Consider the following 22781-nt stretch of genomic DNA (forward strand, 5'->3'; position numbering starts at 1 on the left):
CCGCCGGCCTACCCCTCGCCCACTGGCTACGCACGCCCTGGAGGAAGCCGTGACGCGCCGCTTTACGCACGCCCTCGCCGGCCTCTACGCCCTCGTCGCCTTCGTGCTCCTCCGCTGCGCGGCCGTCAGCTACCAGCACGGGGCACTGCACTACGCCCTGTTCTTCACCGCGGCCGCCGTCGCCTTCGCCACCGCGATAGTCCACCACTCCTACCTGCGCGACGAGTTGCGCGCAGCACACCGCGAACTCGACGCCGCCACCAAGCCCCGCGCTGCCACACCAGTCGAAGACGGCGTCCAGGCCGTCCTCGTCACGGGCTGGTGCTGCGACGCGTGGGCCGCAACCGCCGGCGCCGAACACGACCCCGCCACCTGCACCAGGAAGGACCACCACGCATGACGCAGTACCTCGATCACACCGGCGTCGCACAGAAGCTGCTCGACCAGCAAGGCCAGATCAACGACCTCACCGCCGAGCGGGACGGCGCGTACCGCGAGCGCGCGCAGCTCCTCGCCCTCCTCGCCTCGCTCCACCCCTCGGTCATCGCCCCCGCGCCCGACGTCGACGAGGACGGCTGGCAGATCCTGTACCTCTGGATCGGCGGCAAGCAGGCGTCATGGCACATCGCTCCCCGCGACGCCGAGCTGTACGCCCACGTCGAGCACGTCCCCGCCGACGACCGTCGGGCGCAGTGGGACGGCCACACGACCGAGCAGAAGTACGCGCACATCGGCGAGCACGCCGCGCGGCTCTGCGCCGAAGCTCTCGGCCAGGCCGAGAAGACCACCCTCGTCTTCGCCGCCCTCCACCGGTTCGCCGAACAGGACGTATCCCGCGTCATCGCCCTCTACGAGCGGTGGGTGAAGGCTGGCCCGCCCCCGCTCGGCGCGAGCCTTGCCCGCTGGTGGGACGCGCGGCTCGTCGAACTCCACGACGCGCTCCTCCGGTCCGACGACCAGCCCAAGGAGCAATGATCATGGCCACCATCTCGGTCCATGCCGTGATGCTCGGCTGCGACGGCTGCGGCACGCGCCTTCGAGACGGCGAACAGTTCAACAGCGTCGCTGACGCCCGAGGAGCCGCTTACGGCGACGGCTGGAGATTCCCTCCCCAGCTCAGCAAACGCACCGGACAGCCCCTCACGACCTGCACGTCCGACGTATGCCCTGCCTGCCTGCCCGACTGGAAGCCCCAGACGCTTCAAGGCAGAGCCGTTGGGCGCGGCTACGAGCGTCAGGACGGCTCGATCCGGCCCGCCCGCGCCTGAGCACGACGAAGGGGCGTCCTCGCAGTCTCCCCAGACCAGGACGCCCCCCGGTGCTGATCACCGTACCGCCCCGCGCACCACAGGAGCACCCACGATGACCACCACCGCGAACCACCTCCGCACCATCGCAACCCGCTGGAACGACCTCTCTGAAGCCCTCGGCACCACCGGCACCGCCACCTGGCCCCCCGCCGGCCGCATGAGCGACTACCTCGCCAGCATCGACCGCCTCGACAACGAGGAGCTGGAGGCCGAGCGGCACCGCGCCCTCGCCCTGCGCACCCTGGAGCGCGACCCCTCACAGATCGGCGAGACCCGGCCGCCGCTCCGTATCGCGATCCTCGACACGATGCGCATCGTCGAGGTCGTCCTCGTCCAGTGCGCCGACGACATCGCCCACGCTGCGCAGCGCGCCCCGATGACACCCCCGCGAGCCCAGCGCGCGGCCGTCGCCCGCACCCGCGCCGAGCGCCTCGCGTGGGAGGACCGGGCCCGCCAGATCACGCAGGCGAAGGCCGACCTCGTCGACCCGCGCCGCTGGAGGTACACCGGCCGCCGCACTGCTCCGTACGCCGCGCTGTGGCTCCTCGCGCGCGTCGAGCACGCCCCGGGCCCGTGCCGCACGTTGACCGAGGAGGAGGAGCGGAGGATCGAGCGCGTGGCTGAGGGCGCGGCCGAGCGGGTGGAGCGGGCCCTCGACATCGGCGCGCGCGTCGCCCCGCTCACACAGCCGTGCCCGCGCATGATCAACGTGGTGTTCCCGTGCGAGGGCCGTATCGAGGTGTACGGCGGGGCCGGCGCTCCCCCTGTTGCGCACTGCACGAAGTGCGGGCACATCTGGTCCGAGCAGGCCGCTGTCGCCTGAGCACGACGAAGCCCCCGCCGACACCTCCGGCGGGGGCTCGCGTACGCCCTGCTACTCCTCGGCCTGCGTCGCCCGAGGCCGGTCCCTCCCGGAGCCCGTGTAGCCCCGCTCGATGTCCTGCACCGTGGCCAGTCCCACGCCGAGCGCCGCCGCGATCTTCCGGTACGAGACGGGCGGATCCTGCGCGCGCATGTCGAGCACGACCTGCCGGCGCAGCTCACGCCACCGCTTCCCGCGGTCCGCCTGATCGGCCATCACCTCGCCGATCGCCTTCGCCCGTTGCTCCGGGTCGGTCATCGCCTCCACGGCGTCCATGGCGTCGATCACGCGCTGAGCCTCCTCGGTCACACCCGGCCTCATCTCATCGGGCGGGCCGCTTGCCCGAAGTGTACGGGGCCCCGTACGCTCTCAGGAAGTAGCCCAGCTACTAAGCACAACGGCCCCGTCCCGCTGAGTTGGCGCTCCGGGACGGGGCCAGGCCCACCTCAACCTTCACGAAAAGGCAGGCCCTGATGGCCAACCGTACCGATCAGCCCCCCGAGCGGCCCAGCCCCTTCGCCGGCCTCCCCGCCGGTCACGCCGTCAACTACGACAACCACGGCTCCGTCTGGGGGACTGACACCCCCGAGGCGACCGAGGCCCTCCTCGTCGCGGAGCGCGCCACTGGCACCGCCATCGAGGAGTGGAACATCGCCGCCCTCGACGGCCAGCCGCTCCGCATCGTCCGCCTCGCCGACCCGACGTTCCTCGACACCATCTGCGTCATCACCGGTGCGAGCCATGACGCGATGTCCGCATGAGCGAGCGGCAGACCGTCCCGTGCCCGACCTGCGACGGCGACGCTGGGTCGTACGAGGAGTCCAGCAGGCCGGCCACCGACCACAACGGCAACCCGGTCACCGTCCACAGCAGCGTCTGGCGGCCGTGCACCGGCCCCTGCGCGGGCTCCGGCCAGATCATGGGCGGCCACTCGTGAGCCGTCGCCGCGACAAGTCGACCCGCGCCTACCCCGCCGCCGGAGTCAGCGTCACCGGATGGGCCGACCGCTTCCGCAGTCACAAGACCAGCGGAGCCCGCGACGCCGACCGCCAGGGCCAGGACTGGGAGGACCGCGACCGCGCCCAGGACCGCAAGGGCCCCTGGTACCGCTCCGCCCGCTGACCCACCCCGATCGGCCGCCCTCCCGCGACAATCCCCCCGCGGGAGGGCGGTCCCACGCTCTCGGAGGAGCACGTGAAGACGCCCAACGGCGACCGCCTCCAGCTCACGGCCATCCAGCGGCGACTCGTCATCACCGTCGCCAGTGGTGCCGCCGTGATCGCGGCGATCGGCTTCCTCGGCTCGTACACCGCAGTACGCGAACTCGCCCTCGACAAGGGCTTCGGCAAGTTCGCCATGATCTTCCCGGTCGGCATCGACGCGGGGATCTTGGTCCTCTTGGCCTTGGACTTGCTCCTCACCTGGATCCGGATCCCGTTCCCGCCACTGCGCCACACCGCGTGGCTCCTCACCGCAGCCACGATCGCGTTCAACGGCGCAGCAGCCTGGCCCGACCCGGTCGGCGTCGGCATGCACGCGGTCATCCCGATCCTCTTCGTGGTCGTCGTCGAGGCCGCCCGACACGCGATCGGCCGGATCGCGGACATCACCGCCGACAGGCACATGGACAGCGTTCGGCTGGCCCGCTGGCTGCTCGCCCCCTGGTCGACGTTCCGGCTGTGGCGCCGCATGAAGCTGTGGGAGCTCCGCTCGTACGACGCGGTGATCGCGCTGGAGCAATCCAGGCTCATCGAGCAGGCGTACCTCCGCGCGGAGTATGGCCGCCGCTGGCGCAGCAAGGCCCCGGTGGAGTCCGTCATGGCGCTGCGCCTCACCCGCTACGGACGCCAGCTCGCCCCGGTCCACAGCGTCCTCAACGTCGAGCGCGTTCCGGCCGGCGCCGCGGCTCTCGACGCGGCGAACACGGTCCCGCTCGCGATCGAGACGAGCACCTTCCAGGCCGCCGCCGATCAGGCGATCGACGTTGTTCGCGAGCCCGAGCTCGGTGATCGCGAACAGCCGAACGCCGTCGCGAACACCCAGCCGAGCCCCCCGAACAAGGTCCGCGAACAGATCGCGAACAAGGCCTCCACCAGCGCGAACGCTGATCGCGAGCAGCCGGTCATGGCCGACGTCGTACGCGAACAGATCCGCCTCCACACCGAGAACTCGGCCGCCGTGCTCGGCGTGCTCGCGAACATCCCCGACGCGAACAAGGCCAGCGTCGCCGCCGCTGTTCGCCGCGAACGCAGGAAGGCAGGGCCGTACCTGTGATCCCGCCCATCGTCTGGCCGCTGGCCATGCTCCTCGGCGCCCTCGGCCTCCGTGCCATCGCACCCCGCCGCGCGCCCGGCCTGTACCTCGGGCCGGCCGCGGGCACCGTCGCCCTCATCGCCCTCGCCGCGGCCTACGTCGTGGCCGTCTTCCGCTGAAGGATCCACCGTGAACTACGTGACGTTCGGCGGCGTGACCGTCGGCCTCATCGTCCTCGGCTACCAACTGACCCTCTGGTACCCCGGCCGCAAGCAGCTGATGAAGGACCCCCTCAAGCACGCGTCCCGACTGCTGCCCTTCCTCGCCTCCTGGTGCTACGGCTGCCTCACCACCCTCGGTATCGGCGGCCTCATCGGCACCGCCTCCAGCTCCGTCCTCGGCCTGTCCAACTGGCTCGGCGACGCGGCCCTCGTCTGGGGCGTCGGAGAGTCCGTCGGTCAGCAGGCCGGAGCCAAGATGTTCGTCCCTCTGTCCACCCCCGGCGCGGCCGTGGTGCTCATCGCCACCGCCGTGTTCGCCGCTGCGATGAAGAAGGCCGGCGACGAGACGCGCGGCGAGCTCAAGCGGGGCGCCTGGTGCGGCATCACACTGGGAACCTCGGCCGGGGTCGCAGGCTTCGCCGCGGTTCCCCTCGCGACGGCCGCGAACTGGTGCGGCGAGTACGCCTACACGGCGACCCGGTGAGCGCCAAGAAGAAGCCGGCCGAGGAGCCGGAGGAGCCTTCGAGGGCGGCCGGGGCGTGCGTCCTGGTCGTCCTCATCGGGGTCGTGACGGCCGCCGTGTTCGCGGTGTCGCCGACAGCCGGTCCGCTGTTCGTGTGGGGGGCCGGCGCCGTGGCCGTCTGGTGGCACGTGCGGAGGATGCCCGAAAAGTCCACCCCTCCCCCACCGGCGCCCGGGCGCCCCTCCTGTAGGAAATGCGCAGGTCAAGAGCCTGTCAGCGTGACCCCTTCTGAAACCCAGAAGGGGATGTTGATCTACAGCTTCGCTCTCGCCAAGCGGCCCGGTCACACCCACCTCCACGTAGCGGAGGAGGTGAACGAGACGTGATCGCACGCCTGTTGGCCCGACTCGGAGTCGACTCCCGCACGTACTACTGCCGGAACTGCGCGGGCCACTACCCGGCCTCCCACTTCCCCTGCGCGTGATCCGCCGCGCGCGCACGCGTAGTTGCGTTCCGCGCGATCATGACGCATCCTGACCTCACGTCCGGCGTGCCCGGACACAACAGGCCCACCACCGTGTGGGCCTTCGTCATGTTCGACACCCGTTCGGGTCACAGAACCGTCACTGTGCCGTCACTCACTGCACACACGGCGCATGATGCCTCCCTCAGCACGCCATCCCAGGGGGGACCATGCGCACCCGCATCACCATCACCGCCATCGCCGCCGCCACACTGCTCGCGCTCACCGGCTGCGCAGCCGAGGACACCGGCACCGACTCCGACCCCGCGCCCAAGGCGCCCGCGACGAGCCAGACCAGCGACACCAAGCAGGACAACGACGCAACCAAGGAAGACGCCCCGGCCGCCGAGCAGAAGCCCGAGACGGCAGCACTGCCCGACGTCGTCGGCCAGGACCTCCAGGCCGCACAGGACGAAGCGCAGGCCGCCGGGTTCTACGCCCTCGACGACCAGGACGCCAGCGGCCAGAACCGCTTGCAGGTCTTGGACCGCAACTGGACGGTCTGTAGCCAGGAACCCGCGGCCGGCACACACCCCACGGACACGTCAGTGGTCCTGTACGCCGTCAAGGACACCGAGACCTGCTGACACGCCCCGCTGAACTGGCCCGGCCCGCGCCCGTGCGTGGCCGGGCCTTCGCATGTCCGGAGGTGACCCGTGCCGAACCAGAACCGGCCCGTCACCGAAGAGGACTACGAGCGCGTACGCGAGCTGCACGCCCTGCGCATGGGCCGCAACGAGATCGCCCGCGAGATAGGCCGCGCCCAACGCACCGTCTCCGTCATCGCGCAGGACCTCGGCCTCGTCTTCGACACCACGATGACCGAGGACGCCACCCGCGCCCGCGTCGCCCAACTCGCCGAGAAGCGCGCCATCCTCGCCGATGCCCTCACCGACGACGCCCTGAAGCTCACTGAGCAGGTGTGGGCGCCCGCTGTGATCTACAACTTCGGTGGCAAGGACAACACGTACGAGGTCCGCGAAGTCAACGAGCCGCCGGCCATCGACAAGAAGGCACTCATGACCGCGGCCGGGATCGCCGTGGAGAAGTCCCTCAAGCTCGTCCCGTCGACCGACGGAGACGACACGGAGGAGGTCGGCTCGCTGCTGACGAACCTCTTCGACAAGCTGCGAGACCGCCATGGGGACGGATAGCCCAGGCCTCTCCGAGAAGCAAGAGATCTCGATCGCCCGCTCGACCTCATGGTTGAACGTCTGGGACGGCTCCGTCCGCTCCGGCAAGACGATCGCGAGCCTGCTCCGCTGGCTGATGTACGTGGAGAACGCACCTCCTGGGGGCGAACTCGTCGTTGTCGGCAAGACCTTCGACACAGTCAGCCGCAACGTCTTCGGGCCCCTCACCGACCCGAGCCTCTTCGGCGCCGCGGCGAAGACCGTGAAGTACACCCGCGGCGCTTCGGTGGCCTGGATCCTCGGCAAGCAGATCGAGGTCATCACCGCCAACGACGCGAAAGCCGAGGGCCGCCTGCGTGGCCTCACCGGGGCCGGCGCGTACGTCGACGAGATGACGCTGCTCCCGAAGGAGTTCTTCAAGCGGCTCGTCGACCGCATGAGCGTGCCCGGCGCGCTGATCTTCGGGACGACGAACCCCGACAACCCGGGCCACTGGCTACGCAAGGAGTGGCTCAACAAGTCCGATGAGCTGGGCATCCGTTCGTGGCACTTCGTCATGGACGACAACCCGTCGCTGACCGACGAGTACAAGGCGCGCATGAAGGCCGCCTTCACCGGCCTCTGGTACCGCAGGTACATCCTCGGCCACTGGGTCATGTCCGAAGGCGCCATCTACGAGTCCTTCGACTCCACCCGGCATGTGGTCGACGAGATCCCCACGATCACCCGCTGGCTGTGCGACGCGATCGACTACGGCACCGTCAACCCCTTCGCCGACCTGATGATCGGCCTCGGGGCGGATCAGCGGATCTACGTCACGTCCGAGTACCGGCACGACTCGCGCACCGCGCGCCGGCAGATGACGGACGCCGAGTACTCCGCAGCTCGCCGCGTCTGGCTGAACGGGCAGGGCGTACGGCCGGAGTTCACCGTCGTCGACCCCTCGGCCGCGTCGTTCATCGAGCAGCTGCACCGCGACAACACCCCGGGCGTCGTCCCGGCGGAGAACACCGTCCTCGACGGCATCCGCACCGTGGCCTCCCTGCTCGCCGCCGACCGGCTGCGCATCCACCGTTCCTGCGCCGGGCTCATCGATGAGCTCCCCGGCTACAGCTGGGATGACGAGGCCGCGGAGAAGGGCGAGGACAAGCCCATCAAGCAGGACGACCACTCCTGCGACGCCCTCCGGTACGGCGTCCGTACGACCGAGGCCCTGTGGCGGCCGCACATCCCGATGCTCCTGGAGGTGGCCGCGTAATGGCCGTGCAGCTCCCCCGAACCGTGACCTACTCGCAGATGCAAGACGTCTGCGCTGCGCTCGGCATCCCCCAGGGCGCGGCCGTGCGCGAGGTGCGTCTCGTGTTCGGCGGGGATGACGCCGGGATGACTGTCGGAGTCCTCGCCCGGAACCACGCCGGCGTCTTCATCGCCGACGGCGACGGCGACCCGCTCATGGCCTACGGACACGTACCGATCAGCGCCGACCCGGAGGTGAGCCCCGATGCCTCTGCCCACGGCTGACACCGTCTGGCCGCCGACCGACGAGCGCGTCCAGGCCGCGCTCGCCGACTGGGACGCCTGGTACTCCTCCGAGCCCGACCGGCTCGAACAGCGCTACCTCGGCCGCGGCTACCGCGAAGCCGTCGACCGGCCCGCGCAGCACCGCGGCGGCGTAGTCGGCAAGCTGGCCCGCTGGTTCTGGGGCAACCCGACCCCCGAGGGCGAGAAGCGCGAGAAGCTCCACGTCCCGCTCGCCGGAGACATCGCCCGTACCTCCTCCGAGTTGCTGTTCTCCGAGCCGCCCACGCTCCAGGCCGCCGAGGGCGCGAGCGAAGCGACCCAGGACGCCCTCGACACGCTGCTGGAGACCGGCCTCCAGCCGACCCTCCTCGAAGCTGGCGAGGTCTGCGCCGCGCTCGGCGGCGCGTACCTGCGCGTGGTGTGGGACGAGGACGTCTCCGACCGGCCGTGGATCGACGTCGTGGCCGCGGACCGGGCCGTGCCGGAGTTCGCCTACAACCGGCTGCGCGCGGTGACCTTCTGGACCGTGCTGGAGTCCGAATCAGCCGACGACCGGCGCGTGTTCAGGCACTTGGAGCGCCACGAGAAGGGCCGGATCTACCACGGTCTCTACGAGGGCTCCGCCGGATCGCTCGGTATGGTGCGACCGCTCGCCGACCACCCCGTCACGGCGCCCCTGGCGGCCATGGTGGACGCCGAGGGCGGCCTCGACACCGGGGCTCCGAAGAACCTGACCGCCTCGTACGTGCCCAACGTGCGCCCCGCGCGCGCCTGGAGGCACATCCCCACAGCCGCGTACTGGGGGCAGTCGGACTTCCAGGGCATCGAAGGCCTCATGGACGCCCTCGACGCGACGTACTCGTCATGGATGCGGGACGTCGACAACGGCAAGGGCCGGCTCATCGTGCCCAACTCGATGCTCGAATCCATGGGACCCGGGCAGGGAGCAGCCTGGAACGAGGAGCGGCGGATCTACTCCGGGCTCAACATGCTCCAGCGGCCGGGCGACCCGAACCCGCTGACGATCGTGCAGTTCGAGATCCGCGTCGAGCAGCACCGGGACACCTGCCAGTCCCTGATGGAGCAGGCCGTACGACAGGCCGGCTACTCCGCGGGCACCTTCGGCGAGTCCGACGGCCAGGCCGTCACCGCTACCGAGGTGAAGGCCCGCAACCGGCGCTCGCTGAGCACCGCCGGCCGCAAGGGCAAGTACTGGGGGCCCGGCGTGGCCGACATCACCGCTGCCTACCTGGCCGTGCTGTCCGGCTTCCGCTTCCGGATGGGCGGCCTCGACCTGAATCCGCCGAAGGTCGAGTTGCAGGACGGCGTCACCGAGGGCCCGATCGAGCTGGCGACCGCGGCCGAACTGATCGCCCGCGCGGAGGCCGCCTCGAAGGAGACGCTGGTGGCCATGGTCCATCCCGACTGGGACAAGGACCAGATCAAGGCCGAAGTGGCCCTGATGAAGAAGGAATCGGCGCTCGCCGACCCCGCCCTGACAGGCGCCGAAGGACCGGGCCCCGGCTTCCCCTCGCCCGCCGGCCAGCAGCAGGGCGAGGACGACGGGGAGGCATAGCCGATGCCCGTGTCCCCCGCGATGGCCGAGGACCTCGCCGCCGCCATCAGCACGCTGTACGCGGACGCGGAGCTGTCCATCATCGAGCGGCTCCGCAAGGCCCTGGAGGAGGGCATCGACTCCCCGCTGTGGGCTGAGATCAAGGCCCGCTCCATCGGCGACCTGCGGGAAGCTGTCGAAGAGGTCACCGCGGCGCTCCAGCAGGACGCCAACGGGGCCGTCGCGCAGGCGCTCGCGACCGCGTACGGGCGCGGCAGGCAGGCGGCCGTCGCCGAGCTGGGGGCCCTCGACATCGGCCGGGAGCTCCAGGCCCGCCGCATCCTGCCGAACGCCCCGTCCGTCGACCGGTTGGCCGCCTCGTACGCCGCTGACACTCGGCCGCTGTACCAGCGCATCACCCGCGCGGTCGTGGACACCTACCGCAACGTCATCACCCGCGTCTCGTCCGGCCCGCTCCTCGGCACAGTGACCCGACGACAGGCCTCCCAGCGCGCCCTGAACCAGTTCGCGCAGCGCGGGGTGAGCGGCTTCACGGACCGGTCGGGCCGCAACTGGGAGCTCGCCGCGTACGCCGAGATGGCCGTGCGCAGCGTGACCGCCCGGGCCGCGATCGAGGGCCACATCGACGCCCTCGCCGAGATCAACGTGGGCCTGGTCATCGTCTCCGACGCCCCGCTGGAGTGCCCGCTGTGCAGGGCGTGGGAAGGCGAGATCCTCACACTCGGGCAGGAGGCGGGCCCGCAGACGATCCGCGCGGAGCACGCGATCCAGCCCTCAGGCCTGTTCGCACCAACGCGGACGGTCGCCGTGCACGTCGCGGGCAGCCTCGCCGAAGCCCGCGCAGCCGGCCTCTTCCACCCGAACTGCCGCCACTCCCTGGCCGCTTACCTGCCAGGTGTGACCACCAGGCCGCCACACCACGCGACCCCGGGCACGACGTACGAGGACACGCAGCGACAGCGCGAGATCGAGCGGCACATCCGCCGCTGGAAGCGCGAGCAGGCCGCCGCCATGGACGAACCCCTGCGCAAGCGGGCCGGAGCGTACGTCCGCAAGTGGCAGGCCGCGCAGCGCGAGCACGTAGCCGCGCACCCGGACCTGCGGCGCAAGCCCGCGCGCGAGCAGATCGGTGCCGCGCGCTAGGGCTTACCCGACTGTCCCTCGACGCTCAGCCATGCGGATGGGCCGTACGCCTTGTGCGTTCTATCCGACTGACCCCCTTTGGTGACCATGACGCGCAGCGCCCCGCCGGGATCTAGCAGGTAGTAGTACCTGCCTTCGCTCTCCGCGTCCTTGAACTCCGACGAGGCCTTGTTCACCAGCACTACGGAAACAGACATATCGCCACGGTATGGCGGACGCGCCGGTTCCGCGCACCTCGCGTAGGCGCCCAATGCTTCCCGGCACCCGCCGCACGGCGACCGCCGGACATCCCGAAAAGGGAGAACACCCATGCAGCACCCTTTCAAGCACCCGCTCGCCACACACCACTCGATGGAGGTGCTCGGCTCCCGCCGCAACGGCTCGCCGATCTACGCCATCGCGGGTGGCAACGGCGCGGGCGAAGGCGGCTCCGGATCCGGCGCGAGCAGCGGCGGTGACGGCGGCTCAGGCGCTGGAAGCCAGGGCGGGGCCAGCGGTCAAAGCTCCGGCGACGGCGGCCAGGGTTCCGGCACGGCCGGAGGCCAGGGTTCCGGCACGGCCGGAGGCCAGGGCAGCGCAGGATCCGGCGCAGGCGACGTCACGGACTGGAAGGCGCACTCCCGAGAGTGGGAGAAGCGGGCCAAGGCCAACGCCGATGCTGCGACCGAGCTGGAGAAGCTCAAGGCCGCGAACATGAGCGAGCAGGAGAAGGCCGTCACCGAGGCAGAGAAGGCAGGCCGCACGGCCGCCCTCGCCGAGGCCATCCCCCAGATCGCTCAGGCCCGCCTCGAAGCCCACGCGGCGCGCGCGGGCGTCGACCTCAGCGAGTTCGCCGAGTTCATCGACCTCAAGAAGTTCGTGGGCGAGGACGGCCAGGTCGACGACAAGGCCATCAAGGCCGCCGTCACCAAGTTCGCCAAGCTCGCCCCGCCCGGGGCCGGCCGCTCCGGCGGCGACATGGGCGGCGGAGGCGGTTCCGGCGACCAGGGCGCGTCCATCGACAAGCAGATCGAGGAGGCGACCGCGAAGCGCGACTTCGCGACCGTCATCCGACTCAAGCGGCAGAAGGCCGCACAGACCACGTAAGGAGTAGGCCATGGCCGGAATCACCGGGATGGGCACCACCTTCAACCTCCCCAACTACACAGGTGAACTCTTCGCCCTGACCCCGGCGGACACTCCGGTCCTGTCCGCGATCGGTGGCCTGACCGGCGGTGGCATGACCACTTCGGTTGAGTTCGAGTGGGAGACCTACGACCTGCGGGACCCGGCGCAGCGCACCAAGGTGGAGGGCGCGGACGCGCCGACCGCTGAGGAGCGCGCGCGGGCGAACGTGACGAACGTCTGCCAGATCCACCAGGAGCAGGTCTCCGTCTCGTACACGAAGCAGGCCGCGATCGGCCAGGTGGCTTCGCCGCAGGCTGCGCCGTTCAACCACAACGGTGGCGACAACCCGGTCACCAACGAGCTGGACTGGCAGGTCGCGCAGACGCTGAAGCAGATGGCGCTGGACATCAACTACAGCTTCATCAACGGCGCGTACGTCAAGCCGACGACCAACGCGTCCGCCCGCCAGACCAAGGGGCTCCTGGCTGCAGTGACGACGAACCGGATCGCGAAGGGCGTCACCACCACAGGTGCCACCTCGGCGACGGACACGATCACGTCGACCGCTCACGGCCTGGTGGACGGCGACAAGATCGTGTTCACGATCACGGGGGCCGCGACCGGGATCGTTGCCGGGCGGATCTACTACGTCGACGCCATCGACGCGAACACGTTCAAGGTGTCGACGTCCTCGGGTGGCGCGGCAATCACCCTCGGTACGGCGACTGGCATCGCCTACACCAACCCGTGGGAGACCGCCCTCACCACCGACCACGTCGCCGACCTGCTCCAGCTCGCGTACGACAACGGCGGCATCAGCGAGCAGGAGACCGCGACGCTGATCACGAACTCGGCGCAGAAGCGAGCCCTCACCAAGGCCTTCGCGAGCGCCTACGGACAGTTCCACGAGACGAGCCGCACGGTGGGCGGCGTCGCTGTCGACACGATCGTCACGGACTTCGGCACCCTGTCCGTGATGATGGACCGGCACATGCCGCAGGACGTCATCACGGTGGCCTCCATGGAGCAGCTGACGCCCGTATTCCTCAACATCCCTGGCAAGGGCGTGATGTTCGAGGAGCCCCTCGCGAGGACCGGGGCATCGGACAAGGTCCAGCTGTACGGCGAGGTCGGCCTGAAGTTCGGCAATGAGAAGGCCCACGCGGTCATGACCGGGCTGAAGGTGTGACGCGGATGCCGATCTACGAGCGATTCTCCGGTGGCCAGGTCTCCGCGAGGGTGCGTCCCGTACCGGGCAGCGCAGCGGAGGACGAGTACGCGGCGCTCGCCGAGGACTCCTCTTCCGGCTGGCGCTGCTCCGAGCCCGACCCGGAGCCTGAGCCGGTCGTGCTGGAGCGTCCGGCCAAGTCGGCGTCCAAGGCGGACTGGAAGGCCTACGCCCTCCAGGAAGGCCTGGACGCCGAGGAGGCGGAGAAGGCCACGCGTGACGAGCTGGCCGCGAAGTACGCGGACGGAGGCGGTTCCTGATGGGTGTGACGAGCACGCTGTCCATCGCTGCATCGGTACTCCAGACCAAGGCCCTGGACCTCACCGCCGCGGAGGACTCCCTCGCGTTCCGCAGGGCCGTGAACCTGTTGTCCGGCACGGCGGCAGGGCAGGCCGACAAGGTCTTCCACGACCGCCGTGTCCTGGCCGCGTCCGGGACCGAGGACCTCGACCTTGCGGGGGTGCTCAGCGATGCCTTCGGCGTGGCGATCACCTTCGCCCGGGTCAAGGGCCTGTTCATCAGCGCGGCAGCTGCGAACGCCAACAACGTGGTGGTCGGGGCCGCTTCGGCGACCCAGTGGGCGACGCTCCTCAACGCGGCGGGCACGGTGACGCTGCGCCCGGGGGCTACGTTCGCGGCGATCGCAGGGGCCGCGGACGCCACCGGATACGCGGTTGGCGCTGGCACGGGTGACCTGCTGAAGGTCGCCAACAGCGCGGGCGGCACACCGGTGACGTACGACATCGTCGTCGTCGGCGCGAGCGCGTAGAGGGGGTGCCCGGTGGCCCGGAACTACGCGACGTCGGCGGACTACCAGCAGTACACCGGGCAGACCCCGCCGGCGGACATCGAGGCCCGGCTCGGCCGCGCCTCGCGGTTCCTCGACAGCGACGTCTTCCGGCTGTGCTGGTTCGAGGCGGACGAGGACGGCTACCCGGCGAACGCCATCGTGGCGGAGGCGTTCGCGGCGGCGGTGTGCGCGCAGGTGCAGTGGTGGGCGGAGACCGGTGACGAGCTGGGGGCCGGAGGGCAGTGGGACTCCGTGAAGTTGGGATCCCTGTCCCTGTCGCGGGGCTCGTCGTCCGGCTCCTCCTCGTCGGGCCGTGAGGTCGCTGAGACGGCGATGGAGGCCCTGCGGAGTCCGGACCTCACGAGGGAGATCTTCGTCCTGGGGCTGGTGACCCAGTGCTGATCCCCGGCTTCCTGCTCCAGCACGAGGTGACCGTGGAGGCGTGGGAGGGCGAGAGCCCGTACGGACCCACCTACGCGGCCCCGGTCGTGGTGCGGTGCTTCCTCGAGGAGAAGACCCGCATGGTGCGGAACCCTGCGGGCGAGGAAGTCACCTCCTCCAGCACCTTCTACGCCCTCCCGACGGAGACCTGTCCGGCGAAGTCTCGCGTCACGCTGCCGTCAGGTCGGGTGACCACGGTCATCGCCTCCTACAGGCACGACGCGGGCACTCTGCCGGCCCCGGCCCATCGGGAGGTGCAGCTCCAGTGACGCAGTACGCGCGCATGACGTGGAACGGCAACCGGCTGTGGACGTCGCGCGGTCGGCGTCTCGCCTCCGAGGGTCTCCAGCGGGCGTTGGAGCACACCCTCGGCAAGTCCAAGGAGCTCGTGCCGCTGGAGGAGGGCACGCTGGAGCGCTCCGGCCGCGTCAACATGCTCGGCGCCCTGGAAGGTCAGATCACTTTCGACACCGTGTACGCGGCGAGGCAGCACGAAGAGCTGACCTGGAAGCACTTGCCGGGCAGGCAGGCGAAGTACCTGGAGCAGCCGATGAACACGGAGCGCCAGGTGATGTTGGAGCTGATGGCGGTGCCGTTGCGCCGCTGGCTCCGCGGCTGACCGAACCCTCACCCACGCCCCCGCCTGCGCGGGGGCTTTCGTATGCCCGGAGGAGGCGCCCATGGGGTACACGACCTCGCTCCTGGACGGGCTCGCCGCGCTCATCGCGGAGGCCGGCCTCGCCGTGTACCGGCCCGACGGCGCGTACACGGCGGGCGAGACCGGGCTGTTGTTCACGGTCATGCCCGACACCCCCGAGCGCGTCATCGTCCTGACCGCCTACCCGGTCGAGGACACCGACCTGACGGACGCGATCACCGGCATTCAGGCGCGCATGCGATGCGGCCGCGACCCGCGCGAGGTCGACGACCTGGCCGACGGGCTGTTCGCGCTGCTCCACAACCGCCGGGGCCTGGTCCTCGACGGCGTGCAAGTCGCCCTGATCTGGCGGCAGTCGCAGGCGCCCATGGGCCAGGACACCCACGGGCGCCAGGAGATCGCCGCCAACTACTACGCGCGCACGACGCGCCCCGCACCTCACCTGTACGAGTAGAAGGAGGCCGCGTCATGTCGACGCCCACCGAGACCGCACTCGCCCGCCGCTGGCGGCTGGACATCAACATGGACGAGGTCCTCACCCCGGACTTCCAACTGTGCCCGGCGATCACCGAGTTCCAGTGGACGGCCGAGCCGAACCTGGAAGACGACACGTCGTACGACACGGACGGCTGGGGCGAGCAGACGAAGACGGGCCAGGACTGGGAGGTGCAGGTCACCTTCAACCGCAAGGCGAGCCCGGACTCCACCGTCTACAGCACGGTTCACGAGAAGATCCGTCTCGCGGCCATCGGCGCCTACGGCGAAGCCTCCAAGATCCACCTGCGTTTCCTCGACCGCAACGGCCTCCCGGAGGCGTACGAGGGCCGTGCGATCCCCGAGTGGGAGCCCCAGGGCGGCGAGGCGAGGGACTTGGACCAGGTGCAGGTCACCTTCCACGGCACGGGCCCCCTCACTCCGATCACGAATCCGGTGACCCCCTGATGGCGGGCTCCTTCAAGGTCCTGGAGGAGTTCCAGGACGACGCGCTCACTCTGCCCGTACGTCTGCCCAACGGGAAGGTGAAGGAGTTCCGCATCCCGTCGCCATCCGCCGAGGACGGCCTGCGGGTGCAGAAGCTCATGGAGCAGAGCGCACGCATGGCCGAGGCGGGCACTCCGATGGAAACCGAGGTCCTCGACGATGCGCAGGAACTGGACTTGTTTCAGACTGCGCTCGGTGCCGCCTACGACGAGTTGTACGCGGCTGGCCTGGACTGGTCCCGGTTCCGGCATGTCGCCATGACGGCCGTCATGTGGATCACGGCCGGGCTGGAGATGGCCGAGAAGTACTGGGAGGCGGAGGGCGACCCTTCTCGGGTGACCCCGACGAACCGGGCGGGGCGCAGGGCGGCTTCATCGGCTGCGGCGAGTACGACGAAGCGACGCAGCTCTACGAGTGGTACGAACGGCCGAAAGGCCACCGCCCGCGCCCCCAGGGCCGCGAAGACCTGACGTGGGGCGCCCTCCTCGATGAGTGGGCACTGATCGAAGCCGACCTCCACTCGGTGTACGGCATCGACCTCGACACCCCCGGCCTCATGCAACAGCGCACGTGGCGGTGGCTGCGCATCCGCATCCTCGGCCTGCTCTCGGCCGAATCGCGGCTCAACCACCACTTCGCACCTCCCGAACCCAAGCCGAAGGGAGGCCTGCGTCGTGGCGCTCAACCTCGGTGAACTCGTCGCAGGACTACGCGCGGACGAGGCCCCGTTCACGCGGAGCCTGAACGCCGCTCAGCTCCGCATGCGCGGTCTCACCCGCGACGTCAACGGCCAGCTCCGCGACATCAACGGCAACTTCGTCAGCGCATCCCGCGGCATGGGGCAGTCCCTTTCCCACGGGATCGGTATGGGTGCCCGCGAGGCCGTGTCCGCGCTGCGGAAGATCGGCCCGGCGCTTGCCGGAATCGGCGTAGGCCTGCCGGCTGTTGCTGCGGCGGCAACAGCCTTGGGTGGTGTGGCGGCGGGTGCTGCTGCGGCTGGTATCGCGGTGAAGGCGTTCTCTCTGGCTGCGACACCGCAGATGGAGCAGGTCACCGAGGTCTCCAAGCTGGCCGAGGAGGCGCAGAAGGCTCACGCCGCGGGCGCCGAGGATGCGGCGGAGAAGCAGAAGGCGTACGCGGATGCGCTCAGGGCGCTGCCTCCGGCGACGGAGGCGACCGCGCGGGCGTTCATCGGGATGGAGAAGGACTACAAGTCGTGGTCCGACAGCCTCGCCAGCACGACGATGCCCGTGTTCACCAAGGGCATCATGATCCTCCGGGATCTCCTGCCGACGCTGACGCCATTCGTGCAGGCTGCGGCAGGCGCGATCGGCGGGTTCCTCGACAAGGTCGCGGTCGGCGTGAAGTCCGCGGCGTTCAAGGAATGGGCTGCGGACATGTCGGCGGCGGCCGGTCCGGCGCTGTCGAACTTCCTCGAAGTGATCAAGAATCTTGCGGTCGGGTTCGGCGGCCTGCTGCAGGCGTTCCTTCCGGTCTCCGGCGAGATGACCGGCGGCCTGGTGAGCATGTCCGAGGCGTTCGCGGACTGGGGCGCGTCGCTGAAGGGCTCGGAGGGGTTCGCGGACTTCCTCGCCATGGCCAAGGAGGGCGGCGGGGCGCTCGCCACACTGGCCGGCGCGGCCGTGCAGCTGCTGGTCGCAATCTCGCCGCTGATCGGCATCACTGCGCAGATCGCGACGTGGCTGGCTCAGATCATCTCGAACACTCCGACGCCGATCCTGACGGTACTGGCCACGGTCATCGGCACGGTCGTGGCGGCGATGAAGCTGTGGGCGATCGCTCAGGCGCTCGTAGCCGCACGGAACAGGATCTGGACGGCGACGCAGTGGCAGCTGAACGCGTCGATGTTCGCCTCGCCGATCTTCTGGGTCATCGCGGCGGTCATCGCATTGATCGCGATCATCGTCCTGATCGCGACGAAAACCACCTGGTTTCAGACCGCCTGGCAGTACACGTGGAACGCCATCAAGGCCGTGACGTCGGCGGTCGTGGCCGCAGTCGGAGCAACACTGTCCTGGTTCGGTTCACTGCCGGGCATGTTCGCGGGCTGGATCGGCGCGGCCAAGGACTGGGTCGTCACCAAGTTCATGGAGATGGTCGCCTGGGTGGCCGGCCTGCCGGGCCGTATCGGTGCTGCTCTGGGTGGCCTGCTGGGTGTCCTGCGGAACGCGGCCACCAACGGCTTCAACGCCTTCCGGTCCGCCGCGGTGTCACGCGCTACCGCGATGGTGGCCTGGGTGAAGGGCCTCCCCGGGCGGATCCGATCCGCTCTCGGCTCGCTGGGCTCGCTCCTCATCGACAAGGGCAAGGACGTCGTCCGCGGTCTGTGGAACGGCATCAAGAGCATGGGCAGCTGGCTGAAGGGCCAGTTGATCGGCTTCGCGAAGGGCATGATCCCCGGGCCGATCGCGAAGGCTCTGGGCATCGGCAGCCCGTCGAAGCTGATGGCCGACGAGATCGGCCACTGGCTGCCGCCCGGTATCGCCCAAGGAGCCCTGGCCAACACCGGGCCCCTCGACAAGGCCATGGGCAGCCTCGTGTCCACACCCACACCGTCCATGGCGATGGCCGGCGCCGGGGCCGCGGTCGCAGGGGCAGCGGTCGGGGGTGTGGGCCGCGGCGACGTGGTGACGCTGCGCGGCGGCGACGCGTGGGGCGACCTGGTCATTCAGACAATCCGCGACCGGGTCGGCATCGGTGCCGGCGGGGACGTGCAGCTGTACCTGGGCAAGAGGAAGTGAGCGACTGTGGCGTTTCCTGAGACTCCGCTCGGCCTTCGGGTCGAGACCCGCATGGGCCTGGTATGGACGGACATCACCGCCCGGGTGAAGCTGTCGGACCCGATCGTGCACTCGCGGGGGATCCGGTCCGGCGGCGGGGATGCGGAGCCCGCCACGGTCCCGCTGAAGGTCGACAACAAGGACGGGGCCTTGAGCCCCCGCAACCCGATGAGCCCCTACGACGGGCTGTTCGGCCTCAACACCCCGGTCCGCCTGTGGCTGCCGGACGGCCCGCACTTCCTCGACCTCGACGGCGACCCCGCCAACATCGTCACCACCCCCGACAACGCGGCACTGGACATCACCGGCGATCTGGACCTGCGCGTAGAGCTCGAAACCAACTGGTACGGGCCCGCCAACCAGATGCTGCCCGGCAAGTGGGACGCCGCGGGCGACGAGCGGTCCTACATGATGCGCATCCAGGGCGGCACCCTCTACCTGCACTACACGACCGACGGGACCGCCGCCGGAGGGTTCTTCCACGGCCGCCCGCTGCCTGCCCTGCCGGAGCGTGCAGCTCTGCGCGCAACGCTGGACGTCGACAACGGGGCGGGCGGGCGGACAGCCCGTTTCTACTGGGCCCCTTCGCTGGACAGCGACGAGTGGACGCAGTTCGGCACGGACTCCACCCTGACCGGCACTGTGACCCTGCACTCGGGGTCGGCGCCGCTGTCCATCGCCCCCTCCGACACCACCCAGTCGCAACCCCGGCTGCCCGTCGAGGGCAAGGTCTACGCGGCCGAGGTCCGCTCCGGTATCGATGGCACGATCGTCGCCGCCCCCAACTTTGAGGCGCAGCCACTCGGCGCCACCGGGTTCACGGACTCGGCGGGCCGGGTGTGGTCGTACAGCGGCAACGCGGCCGTCGCCGACCGGCAGGACATCTTCTACGGAGAGATCTCCAACTGGCCGCAGCGCTGGGTGCCATCCGAAGAGGCCGTGTGGATGCCCGTCCAGGCGTCCGGGCTCCTGCGGCGCCTCGGCCAGGGCCAGAAGCCGTTGGACTCCACCCTGCGACGGCGTATCCCCTCCGGGAACCCCACCGCCTACTGGCCGTTCGAGGAGGAGAGCCTCGCCTCCCGCGCCTACAGCCCCATCAGCGGGGTGACACCGGCCGCGGTGACGGGTGTGGAATGGGCTTCGGTCGACACCCTGCCCAGCTCGAAGCCCCTGCCGCGGCTCGCGGCAGCGGCCACCCTGTCGGCGATCGTCCCGGCCGTGGCGGACGGCGAGTGGCAGGTCGAACTGCTCTACAACGCCGACGACAAGGCCCCACCGGCGGCCGGGCCGCGGGCAGAGCTGTTCTCGATTTCCAGCACGGGCACGATCCGCCGCTGGGTGATCAGCCTGCGCGCCGACTCGGCGCACGTGTTCGGCTACGACGCGTCCGGTACGGCTGTCGTCACCCAGGCCGTGAACGCGATCGAGAACATTTTCCACGGCTGGTTCCGGCTTCGCTTCTACGTGGAGGACCTGGGCGGCGGCGACATGCGGTGGGTGGTGGGCTGGGCCAACGTTAACGGCGGCACCATGCAACTGGCCCGCACCATCACCGCCTCACCTGGCCACGTCACGGCTGTGACAGCGAACTGGGGCGCTCTGACGGAGGGCTGGTCGGTCGGCCATCTGTCGGTGATGCCGGACGCGGCGAACACCATCTACGACGGCTCCGACTCCGCGTACGCGGGCGAGACTGCGTGGGCGCGGCTGCTGCGCCTGTCCAGCGAGCAGGGCGTGCCCATGGCCCGCATTGCCGGCCAGTTGGCGCCGGAGCAGGTGGGCCCGCAGCGCCCGGCCAAGCTGCTGGAGTTGTTCCAGGCTGCGGCGGACGCGGACGGAGGTCTGCTGCTGGAGGACCGCAGGCGGCTCGGCCTCGTGTACCGGGACCGCTCCAGCATGTACACGCAGGAGCCCGCGCTCACCCTCACCTACAAGCAGCCACCGCTGGCCCCGCCGTTGGAGCCGGACGACGACGCGGACGTCACCCGCAACGACCGGACGGTGAAAAGGGACGGAGGCAGCGAAGGACGGGCGATCCTCCGCGAGGGCCGCCTGAGCATTCAGGACCCGCCGGACGGGATCGGTTTGTACGACGACTCGGTCACGCTGTCGCTGGCCGACGACACCCAGGCCGAGCCGATCGCCTACTGGCTGCTGCACCTGGGCACGTTCGATGGGGCCCGCTACCCGCAGGTGACGATCCGTCTGCACCGGGCGCCCGCCCTGATTCCGCAGGTACTTCGGATGCGGGAGGGCGACCTCATCCGCCTCAAGGGCCTACCAGGGTTCGTGGCCTACGGGGACGTGGATGTGATCGTCACGGGCTGGTCGGAGACGCTGAAGCCCCGCACGTGGGAGCGGACGTTCGTCTGCGAGCCCGGCGGCCCGTGGAACACCGCCAAGGCCAGCCATCCCGTCTATGGGAAGGCGGGCACGGCACGGCATGAACTCGCGGCCGCGGTGAACCCGGATGCGGTAACGCTGCCCGTGCGGGCGGCCTCCGGCCCACGGTGGGTGTCGGCGAACCCGATCCTCAACGCGAACAGCGACTTCGCGGAGGGTCTTGCGCCCTGGTCGGCGTTCGACTCGGCAACCGAGCGGATCCCGAAGCCGGCCGATGCCCCGTTCCGCGGGGACTGGGTCATGCAGATCACCCCGAACGGCGTGGGCCAGTTCCCCAACGCGGGCAGCGAGCAGATCCCCATCGTGCCGGGGCTGGGCTACGTCCTGTCCGGATGGCTCCACTGCGCCGTGTCGAGGAACGTCGCCCTCAACGCCAACTGGTTCGACGGCAGCTTCGGCTACATCACGACCAGCGCCAACGACCAGTTCGTCACCGCGGGCGTGTGGACATGGTTCGAGGCGACATTCACGGCGCCCGTGGGGACCGCGTACGTCAACCTCAGCCCCACCGTGCCCAACTTCCCCCCGTCGTCGGATGTGCTGATGGCCGGGAAGGTGACGTGGCGGCGGGCGGGTGGCATGCCGCGGGAGTTCCCTATCGACGTCCAGGTGGGCGGCGAGGTGGTGGCGGTGAACGCCATCACCCCGTCGCTCGTCGACTCGTTCGCCCGTACGACGTCGCCCGGTTGGGGAATCCCCGACATCGGCGCCGCGTGGACAGCGAGCGGAGGCGCTGGCGGCGACCACTACACCCAGGGCGCCGAGGCCGCGCATCTGCTGACGGCCGTGGATGTCCCCCGGCTCGACCTCACCCCGGTCGCGGGGGCGGACCACGACGTTCAGACGGACGTCGCCACCTTCGCGCTCGCCACCGGCGGCCCGCAGCTGGTGTCTGTCGTCGCCCGCGCGGCGGACGGCGACAACTGCTATCTCGCGCAACTGTCGATCTCGACGACGCAGACCATCACGCTGACGCTCCGCAAGCGCGTGGGCGGCGTTGAGACGCAGCTCGCCACGGTCGCGACGTCGCTGGTGCACAGTGCTTTCGCGTTCTTCCGGCTCCGATTGCAGGTCATCGGATCGGAGTTGAAGGCCCGGGTGTGGCCGGCCGGAGGAGCCGAGCCGGTCGGCTGGCAGGTGGTGGCCACCGACGCCAGCCTCACCGCGGGGGGCTCCGTCGGATGTCGCAGCGTCCGGCAGACCGCGAACAGCAATGCCGACCTGGTCGTCGCGTGGGACAACGTCGTGCTGCACAGCCCGCAGGCACTCAGCGTGGCCCGGTCGCGGAACGGCGTCGTGAAGTCTCACGCGGCCGGCGCTCCGGTTCGGCTGGCCTTTCCAGCGATCGCACCCCTGTGAGGAGGGCT

At 70.1% G+C, this 22781-nt stretch carries 30 protein-coding genes and 1 pseudogene; 29 read left to right on the plus strand and 2 right to left on the minus strand.

The window, feature by feature from the left end:
* The first annotated feature begins 49 nt into the window (after positions 1-49).
* The 4 genes from ACIBEI_RS31495 (at position 50) to ACIBEI_RS31510 (ending at position 2133) form a co-directional block, all read left to right on the plus strand.
* The gene (locus tag ACIBEI_RS31495) at positions 50-400 is read left to right on the plus strand and encodes a hypothetical protein (protein ID WP_398893602.1); all 351 of its coding nucleotides are present in this window, start codon (positions 50-52) and stop codon (positions 398-400) included.
* Complete coding sequence (locus tag ACIBEI_RS31500) at positions 397-975, plus strand: hypothetical protein (RefSeq protein WP_398893603.1); 579 nt, start codon at positions 397-399, stop codon at positions 973-975. Before ACIBEI_RS31495 ends, ACIBEI_RS31500 begins: the two co-directional genes overlap by 4 nt.
* 2 nt (positions 976-977) lie before the next feature.
* Positions 978-1268, plus strand: coding sequence for a hypothetical protein (locus ACIBEI_RS31505; RefSeq protein WP_398893604.1), 291 nt, complete (start codon positions 978-980; stop codon positions 1266-1268).
* Between the two features lie 94 nt (positions 1269-1362).
* Positions 1363-2133 carry a hypothetical protein gene (locus ACIBEI_RS31510; RefSeq protein WP_398893605.1) on the plus strand — a complete coding sequence of 257 codons (771 nt, stop codon included), beginning with the start codon at positions 1363-1365 and terminating at the stop codon, positions 2131-2133.
* A 51-nt stretch (positions 2134-2184) separates the two neighbouring features.
* On the opposite strand, the gene ACIBEI_RS31515 is transcribed toward ACIBEI_RS31510, so the two are convergent.
* A complete protein-coding gene (locus ACIBEI_RS31515; RefSeq protein WP_398893606.1) occupies positions 2185-2481 on the minus strand; it encodes a helix-turn-helix domain-containing protein in 297 nt (98 codons plus the stop codon).
* A gap of 164 nt (positions 2482-2645) precedes the next feature.
* On the opposite strand from ACIBEI_RS31515, the gene ACIBEI_RS31520 reads away from it, so the two are divergent.
* The 12 genes and pseudogenes from ACIBEI_RS31520 (at position 2646) to ACIBEI_RS31575 (ending at position 11005) form a co-directional block, all read left to right on the plus strand.
* Positions 2646-2933: a hypothetical protein gene (locus ACIBEI_RS31520; protein ID WP_398893607.1), complete on the plus strand. Its 288-nt coding sequence runs from the start codon at positions 2646-2648 to the stop codon at positions 2931-2933.
* Positions 2930-3109, plus strand: coding sequence for a hypothetical protein (locus ACIBEI_RS31525; protein WP_398893608.1), 180 nt, complete (start codon positions 2930-2932; stop codon positions 3107-3109). Before ACIBEI_RS31520 ends, ACIBEI_RS31525 begins: the two co-directional genes overlap by 4 nt.
* Positions 3106-3294, plus strand: a complete 189-nt coding sequence (locus ACIBEI_RS31530) for a hypothetical protein (RefSeq protein ID WP_398893609.1) — start codon at positions 3106-3108, stop codon at positions 3292-3294. The genes ACIBEI_RS31525 and ACIBEI_RS31530 overlap by 4 nt, the downstream gene beginning before the upstream one ends.
* Before the next feature lie 111 nt (positions 3295-3405).
* Positions 3406-4080, plus strand: a pseudogene (locus tag ACIBEI_RS31535) (DUF2637 domain-containing protein); the annotation flags it as partial.
* A gap of 362 nt (positions 4081-4442) precedes the next feature.
* Positions 4443-4604 (plus strand): hypothetical protein, encoded by a 162-nt coding sequence (locus tag ACIBEI_RS31540; protein ID WP_398893610.1) that lies wholly within the window; start codon positions 4443-4445, stop codon positions 4602-4604.
* Positions 4605-4614: 10 nt separating this feature from the next.
* Positions 4615-5130, plus strand: coding sequence for a hypothetical protein (locus ACIBEI_RS31545; RefSeq protein ID WP_398893611.1), 516 nt, complete (start codon positions 4615-4617; stop codon positions 5128-5130).
* Positions 5131-5802: 672 nt separating this feature from the next.
* Positions 5803-6219: a PASTA domain-containing protein gene (locus tag ACIBEI_RS31550; protein ID WP_398893612.1), complete on the plus strand. Its 417-nt coding sequence runs from the start codon at positions 5803-5805 to the stop codon at positions 6217-6219.
* Between the two features lie 69 nt (positions 6220-6288).
* A complete protein-coding gene (locus ACIBEI_RS31555) occupies positions 6289-6786 on the plus strand; it encodes a hypothetical protein (RefSeq protein WP_398893613.1) in 498 nt (165 codons plus the stop codon).
* Positions 6773-8023: a PBSX family phage terminase large subunit gene (locus ACIBEI_RS31560; RefSeq protein ID WP_398893614.1), complete on the plus strand. Its 1251-nt coding sequence runs from the start codon at positions 6773-6775 to the stop codon at positions 8021-8023. The genes ACIBEI_RS31555 and ACIBEI_RS31560 overlap by 14 nt, the downstream gene beginning before the upstream one ends.
* The gene (locus ACIBEI_RS31565) at positions 8023-8286 is read left to right on the plus strand and encodes a hypothetical protein (protein ID WP_398893615.1); all 264 of its coding nucleotides are present in this window, start codon (positions 8023-8025) and stop codon (positions 8284-8286) included. Before ACIBEI_RS31560 ends, ACIBEI_RS31565 begins: the two co-directional genes overlap by 1 nt.
* The gene (locus ACIBEI_RS31570) at positions 8267-9862 is read left to right on the plus strand and encodes a phage portal protein (RefSeq protein WP_398893616.1); all 1596 of its coding nucleotides are present in this window, start codon (positions 8267-8269) and stop codon (positions 9860-9862) included. Before ACIBEI_RS31565 ends, ACIBEI_RS31570 begins: the two co-directional genes overlap by 20 nt.
* A gap of 3 nt (positions 9863-9865) precedes the next feature.
* Positions 9866-11005: a phage minor capsid protein gene (locus ACIBEI_RS31575; RefSeq protein ID WP_398893617.1), complete on the plus strand. Its 1140-nt coding sequence runs from the start codon at positions 9866-9868 to the stop codon at positions 11003-11005.
* On the opposite strand, the gene ACIBEI_RS31580 is transcribed toward ACIBEI_RS31575, so the two are convergent.
* Positions 11002-11202 carry a hypothetical protein gene (locus ACIBEI_RS31580; RefSeq protein WP_398893618.1) on the minus strand — a complete coding sequence of 67 codons (201 nt, stop codon included), beginning with the start codon at positions 11200-11202 and terminating at the stop codon, positions 11002-11004. The genes ACIBEI_RS31575 and ACIBEI_RS31580 overlap by 4 nt on opposite strands.
* A gap of 112 nt (positions 11203-11314) precedes the next feature.
* Here ACIBEI_RS31580 and ACIBEI_RS31585 point away from each other — a divergent pair, with 112 nt between their 5' ends.
* The 13 genes from ACIBEI_RS31585 to ACIBEI_RS31645 all read left to right on the plus strand — a co-directional run bounded on the left by ACIBEI_RS31585 (position 11315) and on the right by ACIBEI_RS31645 (position 22773).
* Entirely contained in the window at positions 11315-12091 is a 777-nt protein-coding gene (locus ACIBEI_RS31585) for a hypothetical protein (RefSeq protein WP_398893619.1), read from the plus strand.
* A gap of 10 nt (positions 12092-12101) precedes the next feature.
* Positions 12102-13301 (plus strand): DUF5309 family protein, encoded by a 1200-nt coding sequence (locus tag ACIBEI_RS31590; RefSeq protein ID WP_398893620.1) that lies wholly within the window; start codon positions 12102-12104, stop codon positions 13299-13301.
* 5 nt (positions 13302-13306) lie between these two features.
* Complete coding sequence (locus ACIBEI_RS31595; protein WP_398893621.1) at positions 13307-13600, plus strand: hypothetical protein; 294 nt, start codon at positions 13307-13309, stop codon at positions 13598-13600.
* The gene (locus ACIBEI_RS31600; protein ID WP_398893622.1) at positions 13600-14109 is read left to right on the plus strand and encodes a hypothetical protein; all 510 of its coding nucleotides are present in this window, start codon (positions 13600-13602) and stop codon (positions 14107-14109) included. The genes ACIBEI_RS31595 and ACIBEI_RS31600 overlap by 1 nt, the downstream gene beginning before the upstream one ends.
* Before the next feature lie 12 nt (positions 14110-14121).
* Positions 14122-14532 (plus strand): hypothetical protein, encoded by a 411-nt coding sequence (locus ACIBEI_RS31605; RefSeq protein WP_398893623.1) that lies wholly within the window; start codon positions 14122-14124, stop codon positions 14530-14532.
* A complete protein-coding gene (locus ACIBEI_RS31610; protein WP_398893624.1) occupies positions 14526-14840 on the plus strand; it encodes a hypothetical protein in 315 nt (104 codons plus the stop codon). Before ACIBEI_RS31605 ends, ACIBEI_RS31610 begins: the two co-directional genes overlap by 7 nt.
* Complete coding sequence (locus ACIBEI_RS31615) at positions 14837-15190, plus strand: hypothetical protein (RefSeq protein ID WP_398893625.1); 354 nt, start codon at positions 14837-14839, stop codon at positions 15188-15190. Before ACIBEI_RS31610 ends, ACIBEI_RS31615 begins: the two co-directional genes overlap by 4 nt.
* 61 nt (positions 15191-15251) lie before the next feature.
* Positions 15252-15683: a minor capsid protein gene (locus ACIBEI_RS31620; protein WP_398893626.1), complete on the plus strand. Its 432-nt coding sequence runs from the start codon at positions 15252-15254 to the stop codon at positions 15681-15683.
* Between the two features lie 14 nt (positions 15684-15697).
* A complete protein-coding gene (locus ACIBEI_RS31625) occupies positions 15698-16171 on the plus strand; it encodes a phage tail tube protein (RefSeq protein ID WP_398893627.1) in 474 nt (157 codons plus the stop codon).
* A complete protein-coding gene (locus ACIBEI_RS31630) occupies positions 16171-16680 on the plus strand; it encodes a hypothetical protein (protein ID WP_398893628.1) in 510 nt (169 codons plus the stop codon). Before ACIBEI_RS31625 ends, ACIBEI_RS31630 begins: the two co-directional genes overlap by 1 nt.
* Positions 16681-16766: 86 nt before the next feature.
* Complete coding sequence (locus tag ACIBEI_RS31635; RefSeq protein ID WP_398893629.1) at positions 16767-16904, plus strand: hypothetical protein; 138 nt, start codon at positions 16767-16769, stop codon at positions 16902-16904.
* Complete coding sequence (locus tag ACIBEI_RS31640; protein WP_398893630.1) at positions 16885-18972, plus strand: hypothetical protein; 2088 nt, start codon at positions 16885-16887, stop codon at positions 18970-18972. The genes ACIBEI_RS31635 and ACIBEI_RS31640 overlap by 20 nt, the downstream gene beginning before the upstream one ends.
* A gap of 6 nt (positions 18973-18978) precedes the next feature.
* Entirely contained in the window at positions 18979-22773 is a 3795-nt protein-coding gene (locus tag ACIBEI_RS31645) for a hypothetical protein (RefSeq protein WP_398893631.1), read from the plus strand.
* Positions 22774-22781 lie beyond the last annotated feature (8 nt).

It is taken from the genome of Streptomyces sp. NPDC050988 (genome assembly GCF_044456225.1).
In the GTDB taxonomy this organism is placed as follows: domain Bacteria; phylum Actinomycetota; class Actinomycetes; order Streptomycetales; family Streptomycetaceae; genus Streptomyces.